General features: G+C 45.2%; 11 protein-coding genes. All 11 read right to left on the bottom strand.

Features of this window, described 5'->3' with window-relative positions:
* Positions 1-80: 80 nt before the first annotated feature.
* The 11 genes from ACBP46_RS11225 to ACBP46_RS11175 all read right to left on the bottom strand — a co-directional run bounded on the left by ACBP46_RS11225 (position 81) and on the right by ACBP46_RS11175 (position 20,968).
* On the bottom strand, positions 81-2,036 hold the full coding sequence (locus ACBP46_RS11225; RefSeq protein WP_371016825.1) for a LapD/MoxY N-terminal periplasmic domain-containing protein: 1,956 nt from the start codon (positions 2,034-2,036) through the stop codon (positions 81-83).
* Positions 2,037-2,057: 21 nt separating this feature from the next.
* Positions 2,058-2,726 (bottom strand): transglutaminase-like cysteine peptidase, encoded by a 669-nt coding sequence (locus ACBP46_RS11220; RefSeq protein ID WP_371016824.1) that lies wholly within the window; start codon positions 2,724-2,726, stop codon positions 2,058-2,060.
* Positions 2,727-2,908: 182 nt separating this feature from the next.
* A complete protein-coding gene (locus ACBP46_RS11215; RefSeq protein WP_371016823.1) occupies positions 2,909-9,217 on the bottom strand; it encodes a hypothetical protein in 6,309 nt (2,102 codons plus the stop codon).
* A gap of 322 nt (positions 9,218-9,539) precedes the next feature.
* Positions 9,540-10,430: an alpha/beta hydrolase family protein gene (locus ACBP46_RS11210; protein WP_371016822.1), complete on the bottom strand. Its 891-nt coding sequence runs from the start codon at positions 10,428-10,430 to the stop codon at positions 9,540-9,542.
* A 1-nt stretch (position 10,431) separates the two neighbouring features.
* Complete coding sequence (locus tag ACBP46_RS11205; RefSeq protein ID WP_371016989.1) at positions 10,432-13,545, bottom strand: CapA family protein; 3,114 nt, start codon at positions 13,543-13,545, stop codon at positions 10,432-10,434.
* Positions 13,497-15,146 carry a Mur ligase gene (locus ACBP46_RS11200; RefSeq protein ID WP_371016821.1) on the bottom strand — a complete coding sequence of 550 codons (1,650 nt, stop codon included), beginning with the start codon at positions 15,144-15,146 and terminating at the stop codon, positions 13,497-13,499. The genes ACBP46_RS11205 and ACBP46_RS11200 overlap by 49 nt, the downstream gene beginning before the upstream one ends.
* Positions 15,147-15,156: 10 nt before the next feature.
* Positions 15,157-15,765 (bottom strand): response regulator transcription factor, encoded by a 609-nt coding sequence (locus ACBP46_RS11195; RefSeq protein ID WP_371016820.1) that lies wholly within the window; start codon positions 15,763-15,765, stop codon positions 15,157-15,159.
* 17 nt (positions 15,766-15,782) lie between these two features.
* On the bottom strand, positions 15,783-17,066 hold the full coding sequence (locus tag ACBP46_RS11190) for an HlyD family type I secretion periplasmic adaptor subunit (protein WP_371016819.1): 1,284 nt from the start codon (positions 17,064-17,066) through the stop codon (positions 15,783-15,785).
* A 1-nt stretch (position 17,067) separates the two neighbouring features.
* A complete protein-coding gene (locus tag ACBP46_RS11185; RefSeq protein WP_371016818.1) occupies positions 17,068-19,236 on the bottom strand; it encodes a type I secretion system permease/ATPase in 2,169 nt (722 codons plus the stop codon).
* A 1-nt stretch (position 19,237) separates the two neighbouring features.
* Positions 19,238-19,468 (bottom strand): hypothetical protein, encoded by a 231-nt coding sequence (locus ACBP46_RS11180; RefSeq protein WP_371016817.1) that lies wholly within the window; start codon positions 19,466-19,468, stop codon positions 19,238-19,240.
* 24 nt (positions 19,469-19,492) lie between these two features.
* Positions 19,493-20,968, bottom strand: a complete 1,476-nt coding sequence (locus tag ACBP46_RS11175) for a TolC family outer membrane protein (RefSeq protein ID WP_371016816.1) — start codon at positions 20,966-20,968, stop codon at positions 19,493-19,495.
* Positions 20,969-21,119: the final 151 nt, after the last annotated feature.

Genomic DNA, 21,119 nt, shown 5'->3' with positions numbered 1-21,119 from the left:
GTGTTTAGTCTACTTCGCTCTATTAATTAAAAGCCAAGTAAGCCATCAATTTTAACAAAAAACACAGATTAAGCAAGTGTTTATGTGGTGCTTGATGTTAACTTGCCGTATTCCTGCAACATTTGACGAGTAGACTCAGTAAGTTGAGAGAATTCACCATCAAAAATAAATAATACACCTGAAAGCGCACAAATATCTAGTGCGCTGCGTAGAACAATTAAGCCCCCTGTTTTTTGCTCTAATTCAAGCAGCTCAGCATTCTCCGCTCGTACATATGAAATATGCAGCGTAGTTAAGTCCATCAATACTCGCGGTAGCTGCAGAGCACGACGGGCACCACGTAAGACCCCATATTCCGCAAGTAAGGCGGTAAAACGTGCCACACGCACAGGCTCACTACTAAGAGCGTAGGCATCTAGCTCTACAGCTAGACGTTTTGCCACCGACGGCTCCACTTGGGCTAGTTGCTGTGCCACTTGATCAGTAAAGAACTCTTGAGCTATAGATGACAAAGAAACACGCAATAAGATGCGATCATTCTCATGCTGCGTTAAATGATTAAGCGCTAACTCGAAGGCTCTTAGATCACATACTGCCGATAGGCCCAAACGTGTTGCAACCGGCATAAACTGATATCCCAAAAGCTTTTCATCTGTATGGGAAAGAGACAACGCTAAGACTGCCTCGAGCCAGTTGTGCTGCCCCATACGCTTAGGGCTTAACTTTAAGCTTAGTCCCTGTTTTTCTAAAGCATCTTGAATTAGTGCGCGCCACTGCGTTTCCCCGCCTTTGGGTTGCTCTATCAGCTGTTCAGCCTGCTCGCTAGTTAATATCTCAATCACATTATGCCCAGCACTTTCTGCACGCATCAGCGCCTGATCTAAACGCCCCATAATATGAACCAAAAATTGCCCAGGCTTATAATCCGTCTGTGCCATGGCCCAACGGCAGTATGTACCATTTGGTAATTGAATTCGTTGCTGTCGTAGTATTAACTGCACCGTCTCCATTAGTTTATGCATAGGCTCTGTCTCTAGACCATTTATCAAAAGCACAAAATCAGAACCATTTAAGCGAGCTAAAGTTAACTGGGCTGTCCCATTGTATTGGGCGATTTCCTGCTGCAATTGCTGGCTTAAACTTCGTAGCCAGTCATCAACATTCCCTCGCGCCATCACTCGGTTTATTTCGGCTAGATCACGCTGCCTAAATAAAAAGAGCCATCCTCCGTACCCATGATTTTTTTCTAGTTGGCGTCGCAACTCATTAATAAAATATTTTCTATTCACTAGACCAGTTACTGCATCTTGATTTAGCTCTATTTCTAACGACTCTAGTTTGGCGTTTTGCTCCTCAGTAGTCGCCACAATACTTTGGCGAGCTGTAGCAAGCGCCTGGCTGACCTCATTTAGCTCAGTAAAGGTAGGTTTTTTATATGTTTTTTCTGTGGGCTCATGGTCATGAGTTAATGCATGAAGCTGTTGCGTTACTTCCTTATGCAAAACACGGCGCAACCAACGTATTAAAAACAAAACAAACAGAGCCCAGAGGAAACCTGCCCCGACTACCCAAGCCACTAAACGAACAAAACTTTGCCATAAGCTATCGCGCGCATAGGTAGGATCAGCCTGAAGACTAATTTGCCCCACCTGACGCCAGCCATCGCTCACTTGGGCAGCACCTTCTGCTGCATGAATAGGTAGCCAACGCACAAACCACGAGGGCGCTTTGCCTTGAGAGTCACCCCCCTCTGTTTGACGTAAAAAGACGACTTGTTGGTGGCTATCACGCAAAGTAATTCGATTGAACTGCCCCGAATCAAAAAGCGCCATAATAATTAGCTCTTGTGTAACTGGATCTTGGTTTGAAGCCTGCGATAAGGTCAAAGCCAAAGAGGTTGCAGCTGAGTCGGTCTGAACCTGAAGCTGTGTATCTAAATAATTTCGCGCTGAGTCCACACTTAACCAAAGCGCACCACCCAAAATAATTACTATAGCCAAACTAACACTAATTAATAGCTGTTTTAATAACGACATAGTGTCTAAACCTTTTTGTTTTTAGGGCGTGAACCCCTCTCTACGCATTTTATCTAAAAGCCCACGCCAACGACTGATTCTATCTATAGAGCTAGGAGCGCTTCCGCTCACATAGACGCCTTCGGAGTTAAAACTAAAAACAGGCGTTAAATCAGGCCGCTGACTAGCGGGACGTATTAAGCCCGTTAAGTTATCTAATAACAAGGGTTCTGCATCAGGCGTCGCATAGTAACCTAAAACCATGTGGGCAATACTGGAGCCAGCGACTTGAGCACGCACATAAATTAATCGCAGTTTTGCCGCTGGCACACCTAAACGAATCAAAGAAAAATACTTTCCAATTACGTAGTCCTCACAATCAGCGGCTGCTCGACCTAAGGTTTCCAATGGGGTAGCCCAATAATCCTCTACCCCCCAGATGTGTATGTCTTCGCCCGCTACAGCAACTCTGTTCCAAAAATCATTGATTTCTTTTAGTTGTTGCTCCTCGGGAACAGCCTGAAGCGCAGCAAGTGTAGCTAGCCACTTTTCTACGTTTTGAATGCCTTTAGTACCGTATTTTTTTTGAGCAGTGCTTTTAAGTCTTTCATTATTGATTTCTAAAGCAATAAGACCAGTAGACGCGAATGCAAACGCCAACCAACTTATCGCCACAAGTATCTTCTTTAAGTCTAAGCACTGCAACCTCATATAGATCTCTTTGCTAAAACAATTTTCTATTTTAATTATTTATTAACGGCATATATTAAAAAACATTAAGAAATACGACGATCACCTTAAATAGGCACTTAACCATAAAACCACCATTAGCTTCAGCTTAAAGGTAAACAAGCCGCCCTTTTATAGGCGGCTTGTTTTAATTAAAAATCGAATTAATGATGATCGTGACCTCCCCCTGCTTTAAGCAGGTCTTGAGCCGATTTCAGATCGACCTCTGAAGGCCCTGAAACACCATCTCCTGTGCTATATACGTCTTGATCCTCTACCACAGACTGCGTATTAACCGCCTTTTCAAGGTTTACCTGAGCTCGCTCTGTGCCTAAATGCTCTAAGTGACTCGTATCGACGAATTGCTCCTGATCACTGAGAAGATCTTCTGGTATGGCACCCTCTTGCTCGCTCGTAGCTGTATCTGTAGACAACCCACTTTGGTCTGCATTGATCTCGTCCAACGTATCAAAGACATCAAAACTCAAACTTTCTGAATCGTCATCTAAGAGCGAGAACGACATCATGCGGGGCTCTACTGCCACATCAAACTCGTGCGGACTAGCGGTATCCTCAGCAACATCACCTACGGTTTCCCCATTTAGCATCGCGGAGACACTACCTTTAATGCTCCAGTTAGCCTCGGGGGTATCAGTAGTAACCGTCGCAGAAATTTCTGCACTCTGACTTCCAGCAGGAAGCGTCAAAGTAATCGTACCGTCTACATTCACAACAGGAGAAATAGCTTCACCACCGACCTTCCAGTCTGTAATAGCGGAAGTATCTAGACCAACCACCTCAACTGTAAGCTGAGATAAAGAAGCCCCTTCAGCCTCTGACTCGAGTAAGCCTGCCGTGATGGTTAAATCATACTCATACGAAGACGTTGGTAAATAAGGCTTGATTTCCCCATTTTCCCAAACCGTACCATCGGTAAAGATAAAACCTTTAATATGGTTAACGGTCATCTGATTCAGCCCAGGCGTACCGTGCTTATCTGTAATAACCCCACCATAATATCCCGTATTCATGGTTGGAGCTTGTTGATAAACTACCCCCAAATCATAACGACTGGCGTCACCCTCTAGGAGAATGTACTGAGCATTGTGATTAGGGTTCGCGTTGGCTACCCCATCAATACTCGATCTATTGTCATTAGAAATACCCTTGACATGAATCACGGCAGGATCAGAAGGATTCCAATAAGGAGCAGAACCTTTTTCTACCAGCTTTATACCCTCAAGCTGGATCGTCCCATCGACAATAGTAATTTGAGCACCATTTCCTAAATCAATCTCTACCCCTTTCTCTATCAGCTGAGCCGCGCCCACCTCAACATCTATAGTGGCCTGAAGGTCAGCTGGCGGTGTTTCAGGATGCTCTGGTTGCTCTGGTTGCTCTGGTTGCTCTGGTTGCTCTGTTTCTATATCAGAAGTAATCACTTCCTCCGCATACCCTGTTGCCGTTTCTGAAGTCCCTAACACTCGCTCGTAAGCCTGTGCTTCTACTTCTAAAGAGAAGTTGGTGCCAGTCGGTACACGAACGGTTATGTCCGCAGTAACTTGAGTATCCGAACCTAAGGATAATTCGTAGTCAGACAAATCCCCTTGCAAAGTCAGTTTGCCACTGGCGTCTATAGTAAATACCTCGCCCTTATAGACTACTTGAGCCCCATTAGGTAAACCGCTAAGAACAAGATCAGCTAACATTCCTTCGCTACCATCGAGATCAGAAACATGAGCCACAATAGTAATATCGTACTCAGTAAAACTCTCTGGCTCAGTTGGCTTAGTAACTAGTCCGGGATTTCCTATGTATCCCCCAGTCGAAGTAATTACGCCTGCTAATTGGTTAAAGCCCTGCGTGACCTGAACACCACTCTCGGTTTGAATATTCCAATTATCGTTATGGTTGTATTCTTGCTCGTGCCACTCATGGCTGACCACTCCGGAAACTGTGTATTTTTCATTTGCACTCTCAAGCAAGAAAATGAAGTCGGCTGCATTGCCATTACCCCCGTTTCCAGTGCCACCATTAATTTTATAGGCATGGTAAGTCGTACCCTGGTTGTCCGTCTGGATATTTTGCTGGTACAAGCTATTTTCATGCAGCATGAACACATCTGTCATCTGCTTACCAGCATCCCCAGCACTTGGGTTGCCCGTTGTATAAGGCACAAAGTTCGCCTTCATTGCATTAAAGGCTTGAACATAGGCATCCCCTGTTAAACCTTTCAGGCTATTTGCAATAATAGTATTAATATCCTCAGCAGAAAGGTCTTGCACATGTTTAACATCGCCATTCTGTGTGGAACCTGTTTTAGCATCGGTATACCAAATACGTACATTTCCACCTATAGCGACGATCTTGCCGTCAAGCACATCAAAACCTAAACCGTCTGGCGATTTACTACCACCATTTACCTCGACTACCTCAGCTCCTGACTCTGACTCTGATTCTGACTTGGAATTTACAGTGATATGCACCTCTGGACTATCAACCACAGGCTTAATATTTACTTCCAACTCTCCTAATTGAGACGACTCAGCCCCAATAATGTTGTATTTAATATGAGCATAATCCGTTTTTTGATCACCAACGCCTTCAGCGTCATACCCATCAAAGCCGGACTCATTTTCAGCAGGTACAAAAGTTAACTTACCATCCAGTACATTCTGTTTAGTAATCTCAGTCCCTACCTCTACCTCTTCACCATCCAAGAGTAACTGCCCACCACCTTCACTTCCTAAATAGGAAATAGACTGCGCTGTTACATTATCCTCGCCCACTAAATCAGCCCAACTAATAGTAAGAGTCGTATCCTCAGTGCCTGATACGACACCAACAAAAGATACGTTTTCATTAGGATCATCTGAGTCGGAATCTGCGTCGGCGTCAGAGTCGGAGTCGGCATCTGCATCAGCGTCCGCGTCGGCATCCGCATCAGAATCAGAGTCGGCGTCAGCATCGGCATCGGCGTCCGCGTCGGCATCAGAATCTGCATCGGCATCAGAATCTGCATCGGCATCAGAGTCGGAGTCCGCATCGGCATCAGAATCTGCATCGGCATCGGCATCAGAATCTGCATCCGCATCGGCGTCAGCGTCGGAGTCTGCATCGGCATCCGCGTCCGAATCGGAGTCCGCATCGGCATCCGCATCCGCGTCAGCATCGGCATCTGCATCTGCATCCGCATCCGCGTCGGCATCAGAGTCGGAGTCGGAGTCGGCATCCGCATCAGCGTCAGCATCGGCATCGGAGTCAGAATCTGCATCCGCATCAGCGTCAGCATCAGCGTCGGAATCTGCATCGGCATCGGCGTCTGCGTCAGAGTCTGCATCGGCGTCCGCGTCCGCGTCGGCATCAGCATCCGCATCAGCATCAGAATCGGAATCTGCATCAGCATCAGCATCTGCGTCGGAATCGGCATCTGCATCGGCGTCAGCGTCAGCATCGGCGTCAGAGTCTGCGTCAGCGTCTGCATCCGCATCAGCGTCGGCATCTGCATCAGAGTCCGCGTCAGCGTCGGAGTCAGAATCTGCATCAGCATCCGCATCGGCATCGGCGTCAGAATCGGCATCGGAATCAGAATCAGCGTCTGCATCAGAGTCGGAGTCGGCATCTGCATCTGCATCTGCATCGGCGTCAGAATCGGCATCCGCATCGGCGTCGGCATCCGCGTCGGAGTCAGAATCGGCGTCGGCGTCAGCATCAGAGTCGGAGTCGGAGTCTGCATCCGCATCGGCGTCAGAATCGGAGTCCGCATCTGCGTCAGCGTCGGAATCTGCATCCGCATCAGCATCAGCATCAGCGTCTGCATCGGCGTCAGAATCGGAATCGGAATCGGAATCCGCATCAGCATCGGCATCAGAGTCAGAATCTGCATCAGCGTCGGCGTCTGCATCGGCATCGGCGTCAGCATCAGAGTCAGAATCTGCATCAGCGTCGGCATCTGCATCGGCGTCGGCATCCGCGTCAGAGTCGGAATCCGCATCCGCATCGGCATCTGCATCAGCGTCAGAATCGGCATCAGCATCAGCATCAGCGTCTGCATCGGCGTCAGAATCAGAATCTGCGTCGGAATCTGCATCCGCATCGGCATCCGCGTCAGAGTCGGCATCAGAGTCAGAATCTGCATCGGCGTCAGCATCGGCGTCAGAATCGGAATCCGCATCCGCGTCAGCATCGGCATCTGCATCAGCGTCTGCATCGGCATCCGCATCGGCGTCGGAGTCAGAATCGGCGTCGGCGTCAGCATCAGAGTCGGAGTCGGAGTCGGAGTCGGAGTCTGCATCAGCGTCGGCGTCGGAATCTGCATCCGCATCCGCGTCGGCATCTGCATCGGCGTCGGCATCAGAGTCGGAATCCGCATCCGCATCGGCATCTGCATCAGCGTCAGAATCAGAATCTGCGTCGGAATCTGCATCAGCGTCAGCATCCGCATCAGCATCGGCATCGGCATCCGCATCGGAATCGGAATCAGAATCTGCATCCGAATCGGAGTCCGCATCGGCATCAGCGTCAGAATCAGAATCTGTGTCGGAATCTGCATCGGCATCCGCGTCGGCATCTGCATCTGCATCAGCGTCAGCGTCGGCATCAGCATCAGAGTCAGAATCGGAATCCGCATCGGAATCAGAATCAGCGTCTGCATCAGCGTCAGAGTCTGCATCGGCGTCCGCGTCCGCATCAGAGTCAGAATCTGCATCTGCATCCGCATCGGAATCAGAATCAGCGTCAGCATCCGCATCCGAATCAGAATCAGAATCAGCGTCTGCATCAGAGTCAGAATCTGCATCCGCATCAGCGTCAGCATCAGCGTCGGAATCTGCATCCGCATCAGCATCTGCGTCGGAATCGGCATCTGCATCGGCGTCAGAGTCTGCGTCAGCGTCGGAGTCAGAGTCTGCATCCGCATCAGCGTCGGCATCCGCGTCGGAGTCAGAGTCGGAGTCAGAATCTGCATCAGCGTCCGCGTCCGAATCGGAGTCCGCATCTGCATCCGCATCCGCATCGGCGTCGGAATCTGCATCGGCATCAGAGTCGGAATCTGCATCCGCATCGGCATCAGCGTCGGCATCGGCGTCAGAATCGGAATCCGCATCGGCGTCTGCATCAGCGTCGGAATCTGCATCCGCATCCGCATCAGCGTCGGCATCGGCGTCAGAATCCGCATCTGCATCAGCATCGGCGTCGGAATCTGCATCCGCATCAGCATCAGAGTCAGAATCTGCATCTGCATCTGCATCGGCGTCAGAGTCGGAGTCAGCATCTGAATCTGCATCTGCGTCGGAATCTGCATCCGCATCTGCATCGGCATCCGCATCAGCGTCGGCATCGGCGTCCGCGTCGGCATCAGCGTCGGCATCGGCGTCAGAATCCGCATCTGCATCAGCATCGGCGTCGGAATCTGCATCCGCATCGGCATCCGCATCTGCATCGGCGTCAGAGTCGGAGTCAGCATCTGAATCTGCATCTGCGTCGGAATCTGCATCCGCATCTGCATCGGCATCCGCATCAGCGTCGGCATCGGCGTCCGCGTCGGCATCAGCATCAGCATCAGAGTCAGAATCTGAATCTGAATCTGCATCTGCATCCGCATCGGAATCCGCATCGGCGTCTGCATCGGCGTCGGCGTCAGCATCAGAGTCAGAATCAGAGTCCGCATCAGCATCGGCGTCCGCGTCGGCATCAGCATCAGCATCAGCGTCAGCGTCTGCATCAGAGTCAGAATCAGAATCCGCATCAGCGTCGGAATCGGCATCCGCATCTGCGTCAGAGTCGGAGTCGGAGTCTGCATCAGCGTCGGCATCAGAATCAGAGTCCGCATCAGCATCGGCGTCCGCGTCGGAGTCAGAATCTGCATCCGCATCCGCATCGGCATCAGCATCTGCATCCGCGTCGGCGTCGGCGTCGGCGTCGGCGTCGGCATCAGTGTCCGATTCGTTAGGATCTAGTGGGTCTAAATCATCCACTAAGGGGTTAGGTTGCGCTAGGCCACTTATTGGATTAATAGCATCAATAGCTGTATTTGGCGTTGGATAGGCAAGACTTAATGGCTGTGTTGTTTCAATGGCTTCTACTAGCTGCACAATGCTGGTTCCGCCACCATCCCCGCCACCGCCTGTTAAAGTGGCCGCAGTCGGATCAAGGGTATCAAAAGGATCATCTCCAGCCTGTAGCGCCGCTAGCACTTGGGCAATGGCAGGGTCATCTGCTAAGGGAGGTACTAAAGAAGAAAGCGTGGGGTCTACCTGCGTATCAAACATACTAGGGTCAAGTTGAAGCTCACGACCTTCTCCTAGCACAAATGGTGTGACACCATTTGCCTGGAGCTGAACTTGCGCCCCTTCAGCTGTAATAATTTCAGCATTATCAGGAATTGACATTCCTGCTTGTAGAGGTAGTAATTCACCACCTTCTGAGCGTACCCATGCAATACCTTGTACTTTTTCTACGATTACCTGTGCCATTTGTTTGATCTCTTTGATTTACTCTGCCCAGCTGACCAAGAGCCAGCCTATCCTATGACACAAATACTAACAAAGGAGGGGGAAAAAACTATTGGCGTCTAAGCCAATAAGGCTTCTTATTAGCCCTAAGCTTTCTACGGACTTAACCGCTGTGAGTTAAAAGCTGAGATCTTTAGCACCAAACCAGCTCTTTTTTTAACGAATGAAAAATTTTCATCATTAATGTCTAGAGCAGATGTCTGAATCGATTATGTAGTCTTAATATAACTATTATCCACAAATAACAATAAATAATATTTTTTATTTTATAGATTTTACTTATTTAAGAATCTGAACACTCTTTTATTAAATATATAAAATCACTTTCGTTTATGTTGTGATGGTCTGGGCCTTTACCAGCGAACTCTACTATATTTACTTGGTGTCCAGCCTTTTCTAACTTAAAAGCAAAAGCTAACTGCAAGTGAAAAGGTGTATTTTTATCTCTTGTATCACCCATAATAAAAATTTTTCTATTTGGGTCTTTTACTATGTTTTCAGTATAAAAATAAGGGTCATACTGCTGTGAAACTCTACGAGTTTGTGAGTCATAAGAAAAACTGTTTTGTTCTAATTTTTTTAAGGCTCTTCTTGCTAAATAATCATACGTACCTGAGCTAAGAATGGCACATTGGATATCCGTGCGACCTAAAGTTAGTAAACCAGCGCCTAGGGTTGCCCCTCCACTATGCCCAACGATAATAAACCGCTCGATGCCATACCGACCTTTAAGCCCATCCAGTGCTTTATTTATTGCCAAAAACTCTGAAAGCATCCTTTTTTCTTTATGGTTGCCGCTTGACCCGTATGTGCCAGGCCTAGCCAAAATAACCCAAGGGATATTTTTTGTTTTTTTAAGTTTTGCAATAGCTAATTTTTCTTGATCTGATTTGGTGTTATTTTTTATTTCATCAATGGGACTTCTAGAGGACACATCTCTATCACCGTATAACTGAATCACAACAATTTTTTCACCGTTCAAACTAGAGCTGGGGTAGTATCTTAGGCATTGATTTTCATTTTCATAGTTAACCAACATATAGCCATTTTCATCTAAACATTTTTCTTTTGAAAAAGGTTGATTCCATTTTAGAAAACTATTATTTAAATGATTGGCATTTGGTTCATTAAAAAAAGAAATAATAAAAATAGAGGAAAGCAGTATGTTTATCACTTTATCCCCACTTAAATTTTTTTATAAAAAAATCACTTATTGCACTGAAATCAGACTCCCTTCTTGACCCTTTTAATAAAACAACATCATCTTTTTGTAAATTTTTACTTATGTAATGACAAAGGTCTTCATGATTTAAAAAATGTGGGCCCAGTAAATTAGATGGTACTCTTTTTCTTAAATATTCCATTTCCTCGCCATGCGTTATGATCATATCTACGTTGGCATCAATCAAAGGCTTGGCCAAGTCCTCATGAATGCTTTTAGCCTCTTTTCCTAAGTGAACTATTCTGCCTAAAATAGCAATTTTTCTACCTTGGCAAGGGTATCTCTTCAACATATCAAAAGCATTTACCATTGAAATATAAGTGGCATTATGACTGTCATCGATCAAGGTTAGGGGCTCACCCGCTATAAACAAGTTATGTATTTTCATTCTGGCAGACAGTGAGTTATAGCTTTCCATAGCCGAAATAAATGTTCTTCTATTAATTTTTAATAGCTCACTTATACAGAAAACAGCAATTGAATTTTCTATTGACCCTTGATCAAAACCGGTAACCCTATAAATAATTACTTCATTTTTGTAAATTAAATTAATTTCTGTTCCCTCTTTGGAAACAGTCACCTTTTTAACTCTTACTGTAGCAAGCTCACTTTCGCCATAGGTGAAAATGGTATCAGCATGTTTTTTTGCTTCTTTTATTACATAAGAATAAAAAGGTATTTTTTCATTAATGACAGCAACTTTTGCCCCTTGCAATGAATCAAAAATACGAGACTTCCAATGAGCAGCTTCTTTTAGGTTTTTTACTCTTTGTTCGACTTGAGAAAGACCTATTGAGGTAATAATAGCGATATTAGGTCGCAATAAACGAGTGATTGGCCCCCTACGCATCCACAAAGCGCTTTGTGCTACTTCTACTGCTGCTACATCATAGTCAGCACTAAGGCTAGCTAATAAGCCAGGCGCACCCACTCTAGAGTTATAGTTATCGATGCTCGCTAAACAAGACTTACCCGCTTGATTTAAAAGCGTCTTAATCATGTTTACTGTTGAGCTTTTACCTGCTGTTCCTGTAACCGCTATAACTGTACCGTTAAACCGTTGTCGTGCTGCTAGACCTAAAGTGATGAATGCCTTAATAGGGTCAGGCACATACAAAATGGGAAAAGTACTGGGTAAGCCAGCAATCTTTTTTGATACTATAGCGCCAGCCAATCGACTTATATTTTTTTTAATAATGTCGTGCCTATCGAAATTTTCATTTGGCAAGCGACTATTTTCATGTCTGCCTCTATCAAACGAATCATGTCCGACAAATAGCGTTGGCCCTGGCAACAAAGGTATATGCCGCCCTCCTGCCACTACGGACTTTACATACCAATTTTTCGGGGGCCTAACTAACCATCTTCCCCCTGTAATAATCTCTAATTGCTCTGCGTTCCAAGTTTGCCCAGAAATCTCAGAGGCATAAGTACTTTTTGGGAAGTTTTGTGGATAGTGAACGGTATCAATTAAGTCTCCTTTCTCATCGAATAATGACTCTTTGGCTGGATGGTTCAGTTTAATTTTTATAGGTAATGGGACGGGCTGCCAAAGTGGCTGTGCCGCGATCACATTAACTACTAACTGCAGCTCACCATTATCCCACTCCTTTAAATGAGGAGGCCTCAGCCCATAGAAGTCACGATACACAACCCCTGACTCCCAGGTGCTTACGGGCTTTAACCAATCACAGGGGTCATGATCCATAGCACGCCCCCAGGGCCGCATGGTGGTTTTACCTAAAGGAACTGCTTGAAAATCGATACGTACATTTTCTTGTGTTTTTGTCTTTAAGGTCCAGAAACTTTCCACCCATATCATTTGGCGTTTTTTTAAATGCTGATTTATTACTCTTACGCCTAAAAGCTGGATTGGCCCAAAACGGATTGGGGAAATCACAGCCTCGTCTGGAACACGTTTTACTGTCCACTGCCCCTCTAGCTCGGGCATTAGCGCAGCATTAAATTTTCTTTTAGATGGGGGTTTAAAATAAGGGAATGACGTAGCCTGTTTTTCAGTATTTACATCAAGTGCTAGGTAGCCATGACCTTTTTTATTAATAGTTAAACGGGCCTTCAGCTTCGAGCACAGCAAGCCATAGTCTTTGCTTGCTTGTTCCGCTACAGTGCCCATTAATTCATGCGTTTGACCATATCCCACAGCCACAGGAATAAACGTTATGGCTTTAACACCTTGTTGACATAGCGTTAATTGGAAAATACCTCCTTTTCTACTTTTGCTTTGTACAGCATCAAACAATAAATCACCCGCATCATGAATAATGGGGCGGTTTTTATACACTTCTATTGCCTGTAGCTCGTGAGCAGAACTTCCTAAAACAGCATCAGCGCCTGCATCGATTAAAGCATAAGCAAGAGCCTGGTTTTCACTGGTTACCTCGTGACTACCATTTAATCCATAATGAGCAGCCACTAAAACCACATGCACCTGTCGCTTAGCCTTTCTAATAAGAGGCGCTAACTCTTGTTGGAGTAATTTAGGTTTTTTAGGATCAAAGTAAGCGGTGCCTCCTACCTCATCTGTTGCTGCAAAATGGCGTTGTGTGGTGTCTATACTAAATAGCGCTAGATTAATTCCCTTGACACTACAATAGACCGGTTGCAGTGCCTCTAGGCGATTCCTTCCCGAGCCGGCTTGTTGAAGACCTATTGTTTTTAAGAATTCGTTTTGCTGCAAAAGTGCTTCTGGACCGTAATCGCCAGCATGGTTATTGGCAGTGGTTACAATATCAACCCCTGCCTCTAGAAGCACATTGACCATTTCAGGTCGAGCCCTGTAGTAATAGGGTCCTCCCTCTCCTTTAGCAATGCCTTGTTTACCTTTGGTAGTAATTACACATTCAAGATTAACGACAATCACATCACTTTTCTGTAATGAAGGGAGGGCTAAAATATTTTTTACCCCTAACTCTGCACTTCTATAGTGTTGTCTTCTACCTAAGTTGACATCCCCTCCCCAAGTAAAAACAGGATCTCCGGCAGATGTTAATTTCCTAGTTAACGATTTTTTTTTTGCAAATACTTCAAATACGCCACATAGCCAGATAGGTAATGCTCAACGTCGTCAATACGTACTCTAAATGAATGATGGCGTATGAAAAAACTGCCTTTTATACGTTGGGGATTAGCAAAATACATGGCTATTTCTGGAGCAAAATAACCATTTAATAAGTAATGGGCTCGCTTTTCTAATGCGCTATAAAACTCATCAACATCTAGCTCATTTAATAAATGGCGATATGTTTCTGAATTCTGTAGGCGCTCTACCATGCGTTGGGCAGCCATCATCAGCTCTAATAGGGTAGGAAAAGTTGTAATGCGATTCGCTACAAAATCTAAATAACCCACGATGTTTTTTAGACCAAATCGATAGTATTTTTCTTTTTCTTTATAGAGGGTTAACTCATTAACACAGTAACTAAGCCAATGATCATGTGCTCGCCAGTGCTCTTTTTCTATAAAATATTCGAACGCTTTTTCAACAATACGCAACCAACGAGGATCTTTAGTTAAGCCATACAAACGCATCAGCCCAAAAGCAGCCTCGCCGTCGTAGTAAATGATGCGAAACTCGTCTTTGATGCTTAAATTTGGATAATTCAATACATGTGAAAATCGACCTGTGACAGGGTCTTGCATAAACTCAATTCCCAATGCTAGTGATTCTAATAGTTTTAAGTATTGAGTTGGATGAATTAGTTCACTGTATTTTGATAAGGCTAAAATCAACACAGCATTTGCACCCAGTTTAATTTCTTTGCCGGTGTGCTCTACAACAAATGCTCGTTGTATGCCTTGAGAATCAGTTTCTATCTTAACAAAATGCTGTAGTGCATATTCCAATGCTTTCTGAATAGCCTGAAGCAGCTCATCAGAGCGTGTTATCTCCCATGCTTCCACCATGGAGTAAATGGTAGAGCAATGGCGCAGCGTATTATAAAACTTGATTTCCCTGTCAAAACAAGGATGCCAGCCATAATAAAAAAGACCTGAAGGCTGCACCTGTGTGGCTAAATAGTGGCTACTGGTTTGGATCAGATGCTCTACATTGTGAACGCTAAGCTTTTCTATGTGGCGACGTCCGGCATCCCGCCCTTTACCATAAAGCAAAACCGGTGCTTCATCGGTGGCAACAAACACGCCTGCATTATCTAGCATCCATATAGGCTGCTCACCATCTAGCGAGGTAGATAAATGGCCATATTTTTTACGAGCATAGGAATTAAAATTGGTTTTGTTTATCACCACATGGGGTATTTTGACACCGCCATACAGCATGGCATTTGCATTTAATTCCTGTTCAGTAAACGCATACTCTAAGTTTTCATCAAAAAGAACGCCCCACCTAAAATAGTTTCTTTTAACACCTTGAAGCCATTCTTCTAATTGAGCTACGTGCGTTTTTTTAACTTGTTGAGCCCAATCAACGCGTAGCCACTGGTTTAATGGTTTTTCTGCTTGTACCCACTCTTTATAGCAACGTTCTAATTTTTCCCACGCTTTTTCAAAGCTCATTTCAAAAAAATGATGTACTTGTGCTCTCTGCGTACCATCAGAAAAAGACAAAAATAAGAAAATCCCTTTTGATTCCTGTAGTTTGACTAAAGGAGCTTTTGTTTGAACTATAGATTTAATTTTATTTAACATAGGAATTACTTTATTTTAAGCCGTGCACTTTTAGTACCAGCATCAACCTATCACTAATATTTAACTTGTTAAATATCGCCCCCAGATGAGCACGCACTGTTCTTTCACTAATACCAAGATCTTCTGCTATCAGCGCGTTAGAGTGTCCTAGCGCGGCGCGTTGTGCTACATCAATTTCTCTGGGGGTTAATTCAGCTTGCCAAGCATTGCTTCTTTGCGGTAGATGACTACTAACTTGACTGAGTAAGCGACTTAATAAGCTTTGTCCTAACCACACCTGACCGGCTTGTACCTGTTGAATAATTAATAGCCAGTGCTCGGGCGCACTATAGGCTTGAGCGTATGCTTTAGCACCCAATAAAAAAGCATCCTGCCCCTCTGAATCATTGGGTTTTAGCGTTGCAACCAAAACGTTCTGTGTAGTAAATATTTCTTGCCAAGAAACGTTTCTCCATTGCACACAAATACTATCTACAATCACCAGCTGAGAGGGCTCTAACGCGTGCAGCTCTTGTAGCGTTTCGACTTTTTTTGTTACATAAAGCTCGTTAGTAAGGCGCTTTAAATGTTGAGCAAGAAAGTCATCCTGAGTAAATAAATAAATCGTTTGTTGGCTCATGGTCGATTCCTTTACCTTCATCGTTCAGTAAACGCATTTTCACGCGCTCTCAATATTGGTTTCAACAAGTACTGCAAAACCGTGCGTTTTCCAGTCAATATATGTACCTCAGCCATCATTCCAGGAATAATGGGTTTATTGTTGTCTCCTACATATGCATTTTCTGTCCGAACCTTAGCCACGTAATACGCATTCCCTTTTTCATCTAAGATGCTGTCCGCACTAATTTGCTCTACCATGCCTTTTAAGCCACCATAAATAGTAAAGTCATAAGCAGTAAGCTTTACACTGGCTTCTTGGCCTGGATGGAGAAAACCAATATCTTTGGGATTAATACGTACCTCTAACAACAAGGTGTCATCTAGGGGGACGATTTCCACAATGTCTTTCCCCGGCTGTACAACACCACCTCGGGTATTTGCATACAAGGTTTTGATCGTGCCTCGTACAGGAGAGCGCACTTCGGCTAAACGAACGCGATCGGCCAAAGCAATTTGCCCTTGGGTTAGTGTTGAGAGCTTGGCTCGTGTCTCGGACAAGTCCACTCGAGCTTGATTCTTAAATGTGATTTCAGTTTCTTGTAAACGCTCTTGAGCTTCTTGAATCGATGCTTGAATACGATCTATTTGGGCATTGGCAGCTTTTTGTTCACCACAATAACGGGCAACTTCGCGCTGAATACGCAAAATATCAACCTGTGAAACAGCCCCACTTTGCAATAAAGGCCGAGTCATTCTGAGCTCATCAGAGGTTAACGCACAGCTAGAGGCCGCTTGATCTCTGTTTGCCTGTGTTTCACGTAACTCTTGTTGACGTTGGTTGAGTTGTTCTCGAGCTACTGAAAGCGTGCTTTGTAACTCTTGTAAGCGTGACTCCCATACGCGACGTTCCATTTCCGCCAAATCCGGTGCAGCCACCACTACTTCTTCAGGCATATGTATGGGTTCACCTGTGGCTATGGCCTCTAGTCGGGCTGCTTTTGCTTTCAACGATAGAATTTCAGCTTGTGTTTCTCCGAGCGAAGAGGAGTAACGCGTTGGATCGATGCGCAAAAGAATATCCCCCTCTTCTACGGCCTGCCCTGGCCGAATTAAGATTTGTTCGACCACGCCACCATCAAGACTTTGGATTACTTGTACTTGCTGTGAAGGAACCACCTTGCCTTCGCCTCGAACGACCTCATCAATGGTTGCAAAATAAGCCCATACGAGTAGTGCAAAAATAGCAAACAAAGACAGCCATACCAAAGCCCTAGAACCTCGTAACCGTTGCTTTTTTATAAGTTCATCAATAGGGCTCACCTTACGCTCCTTGTTTACTAATTCGGCCTTCGCGTAAGGCTGTAATCACTTGATCTTTAGGGCCATCAGCCATAATTTTTCCATTATCTATAACAATGAGACGATCAACGAGCTCTAATAACGCCATGCGGTGCGTAATCAGCAAAACAGTCCGCCCTTCGCACACGGGTTTTAAGTGTTTGCGTAAGTTGAGTTCACTTTGATTATCCATATTGCTACTAGGCTCATCCAACAACAACACAGACGGATTATTGAGTAACGCTCTGGCTACCGCTATGGCTTGGCGTTGACCTCCAGACAACGACTCGCCTCGTTCGCTAATAATCATGTCATAGCCTTGAGGGTGCTTAGAGGCAAAGCGGTCAACACCTGTTAACTTTGCCACCTCTAGCATTTGCTCATCGGTAGCAAACGGTGCCCCCATCAATAGGTTTTGTTTTAAGGTGCCATAAAATAATACGGGGTCCTGAGACACATACCCCATGGCCCGACGTAAATCTGCGGCATCAATTTGCTGACTATCTACCCCATCAACGAGCAAAGCACCTTCGATGGGTTGATAAAGACCCAAAATCAGCTTTGCTAAGGTACTTTTCCCTGATCCAATACGACCAATAATCCCTACTCGTTCACCTTGTTTAATATGAAGATTCAGTTTTTCTAAAACATAAAAATTCGTATTGGGATAAGCAAAACTGAGATTTTTAAATTGAATATCCCCTTTAATATGAGGGCGAGGCAAAAAATTCGTTTGCACATCATGCTCTATAGGCAACTGCATATAGGTGTCGATGGCTCCTAAAGATTGACGCGTGTGATAGTACTGCATCATCAAACCTGCCACCGACCCCAGTGGGGCCAAACTACGCCCCGCAAGCATTGAAGAAGCAATAATTCCACCTAATGACAACTGAGAGTCCGCAATTAAATACACACCCACCATAACCACGGCTACCGTAGTTAACTGTTGTACGGTTTGGATAAAGTTAACCGTACTGCTGGTGATATAGCGTATTTTTAAATTCACGCGTGCGATTTGCTCTGTCGCTTGTTCCCATTGCTGTTGTGATCGACTTTGTGCATTTAAAACTTTGATTGTTTCCAAACCCGCTAAGGACTCAACAAGTACAGCATTGCGTTGGGCTCCGGCCTGAAATAGATCTGCACTAAAGGCTCGTATGCGCCTTTGCGAGAAAAAAGACAAAATCAAAATAACAACCATCGCCACCAAAGGCGGTACCATCAGATAAGGTGATATCCACCCTAAAACTGCTACAAATAACAGACTAAAAGGCACATCGACTAAAGTGGTTAAGCTAGCAGAGGCAATAAAGTCTCGTACTGCCTCGAAAGACCGCAAGTTAGCAGCAAAAGCCCCCACTGAGGTGGGCCGACTCGCTAAGCGTAAATCCAGCACCCGCTCCATGACTTTGGCTGAAATACGTATATCAACCTCGCTGCTTGCTTTATCAACAACTCGGGAGCGTGTTACTGTTAATAGCCAATTGAACAGCAATACAATTACCACTCCAGCAGCTAAAGCCCATAAGGTGTCGAAGGCATTGTTAGGCACCACCCTGTCATACACATTAAGAGTAAACAGCGGCATCACCATGGCAAATAGGTTGATCAATAACGCCGCAGCTAACGCATCACGATACAAACGCCAGTTGTCCCACACCGTAGACCAGAACCAGTTTTTTTCCTGAGCAATGGGTAAAGACTCTTGAGAGCGTTGCTCCACTCTATAATGAGGCTTAATAAAAGCAGCCAGCCCATCATAGATTTCCAGTAGCGTAGCCATCTCTATTTCTACAGGAGACGGACTTTCAGCAAACATCACCATAGCCATTGAGTTTCGCTGGTCACGACTAACCAAAACGCAATGACGGCCATTTTTTAAAAATAAAATAGCAGGTAATGCTTCGTTAGGAATGGTTTCTAGGCGGGAACGCAATAGTTTAGTTGCACATTGAGCACGTGCAGCAGCTCGCCCCAGTAGCTCAGGGCCGAGCAAATTGTTTTTAATGGGTAAACCATTGACTAAATGTTCAGCCGAACATGGATACCCCAGTAAACGTGTCACCTCAACTAAACAAATAAGTAATGAATCATCATGCACCGTATGTGACGGGATCTGTGCATTCAATGCCGTTTCTACTTCTGACATATTAAATTAAGCTCTCCCCATCTTCTTCATCTAACAAGTTCAGCGATCCTTTTAAATGTTGACGTGTTTGTTTGCGTTTATTTAATTTAGCTAAAGCTTCAGGAGGTAAATCCGTCAAACGTATCGTGCCGTTTGCTATTAGTACATCTATTAAATCTTCTAATACGCGTATGAACTCAGCATCTGAAAGATCTAATTCATTTTTAATATCATCATTTTTAGCTTGGCTCATACGCTTTACCTCGTTTATGAATAATTAATTCCAACCAGCGGGGCTAATCACTGGCGGCTCTAAGTTGTCCTGATAATGCACCTGCACAGGCTTTAGATTTTGTAAGTCGGGCACAGGTTTTGCACAGTGTTCCAGCATGTCCTCTGAGAGCGCTAATGCTTTTATTTCCTCTGGTCGCTCTTGATAGGGTTGTGCTAACCCTAGGGCTGGCAATAGCTGATGCGAATACATTAGCCACTTCAACTCTGATTGATGCAAGTTATAGCGTGCATTGACCAAAGCTCGGCGCGCCTCAAAGAGCTCGTTCTCTGTGTCGAGCAAGTCTAAAAGTGAACGCTCTCCGATTTGAAACTGCTGCATATAAGCCACTCGCACCCTAGAGGTGGTGAGCTCATGCTCCTCAAGAAAAGGGATTTGTTCGCGTAAGCGCACTAGACCATTCCAGGCAACATTTAATTCTTGTTGAATATTGCGACACGTGTAATTACGTACATCCTGAGCGGCATATTTTTGAGCGGCTGTTTGACGTAAACGAGCACTATCGGCCCCACCACGGTACAAATTAAACGTAGCACGCAGCTCTGCATTAGAAGATCTGACATCGTTTCTATTATCTAGCCGTTGGTTGTCTTTACCCGTGCTTGCTTTGAACTCAATTTTGGGAGAAAAGTTGCCTTTTGCTACATCTACCCCTGCTTGTGCAGCTTGTGTTAGTGCCTGTTTCGATAGCAGCGATGGGTTTTGACGTAAGTAAGCGGTAAAGCTTTTTGGGTCAACGGGTAAATAGGTTTGCTGGGAATTAGGAGCCCCTAAAAATTGAGGTACAGCAATACCAGTCAGACGCTGATAACGTTGCATTACATCGTTATAGTTACCTGCCTCTACCATAAGATTAGTTTGGGCTAAAGCTAAACGGCCACGTGCTTGCTCAAGATCCACACCACGTCCTACGCCAGACTGATGACGCTCTTGAAGATTTTCTTGAGTACGTAAATGCATCGCGTAGTTGTCTTGGGCTAACTCTTCGAGCGCACGGTAACGCAGCACATCAATATGCGCCGCTGCCGCCTCGTAGGCCACGGTATCAACAGTGGCTAAAAGCTCGTAATAACCAGAGAGGTACTCTAAGCCAAGCTGTAGAACTCGGTTTCGTGTTTGAAAACCGTTGTAGAGTAGCTGGTTAAGCTCAAGAGCATATCCGTTGCGATTCCAACTGCTTGAAGGCTGAGATGAGGAGCCGGCGCGCCACTCTTTTCCTACCCAGCCTGCAGCATTGACCTCTGGCAAGAAACCGGCCTTAGCAATACTTTTATCTTCGAGCGCAGACTGAAAGTCATGAAATCGCGCCCCAATTTCTGGGTTATGGGAAATAGCTTGCTCGACGGTTTGCTCTAAGGAAAAAGACGCCGTGTTAGCAGAGCTAGGAAACGATGAGAAAAGGAGCATTGAAAACAAAGCTCCTGTTGTTAAGCGTACATGTTTGTGGGTTTTATTCTTCATTGTATACCTCATGCCTTTTACGCCCATGTAGGGCGGACAGATTTCAGCTGGGAAATAAAGGTCACTATAGGTTGGCAAGGCGGAGCCTCAGGCTTCTGGCCTGACGTTCTTGGAGCATAACCTTGCGTCTTTGATACGCTTTAATGTTGAA

Origin of the sequence: Paenalcaligenes hominis (genome assembly GCF_041359055.1) — a bacterium.
Lineage (GTDB): Bacteria > Pseudomonadota > Gammaproteobacteria > Burkholderiales > Burkholderiaceae_B > Paenalcaligenes > Paenalcaligenes hominis_A.
The sequence above is the reverse complement of the archived record's forward strand: the minus strand, read 5'-3'. Positions and strand labels throughout refer to the sequence as shown.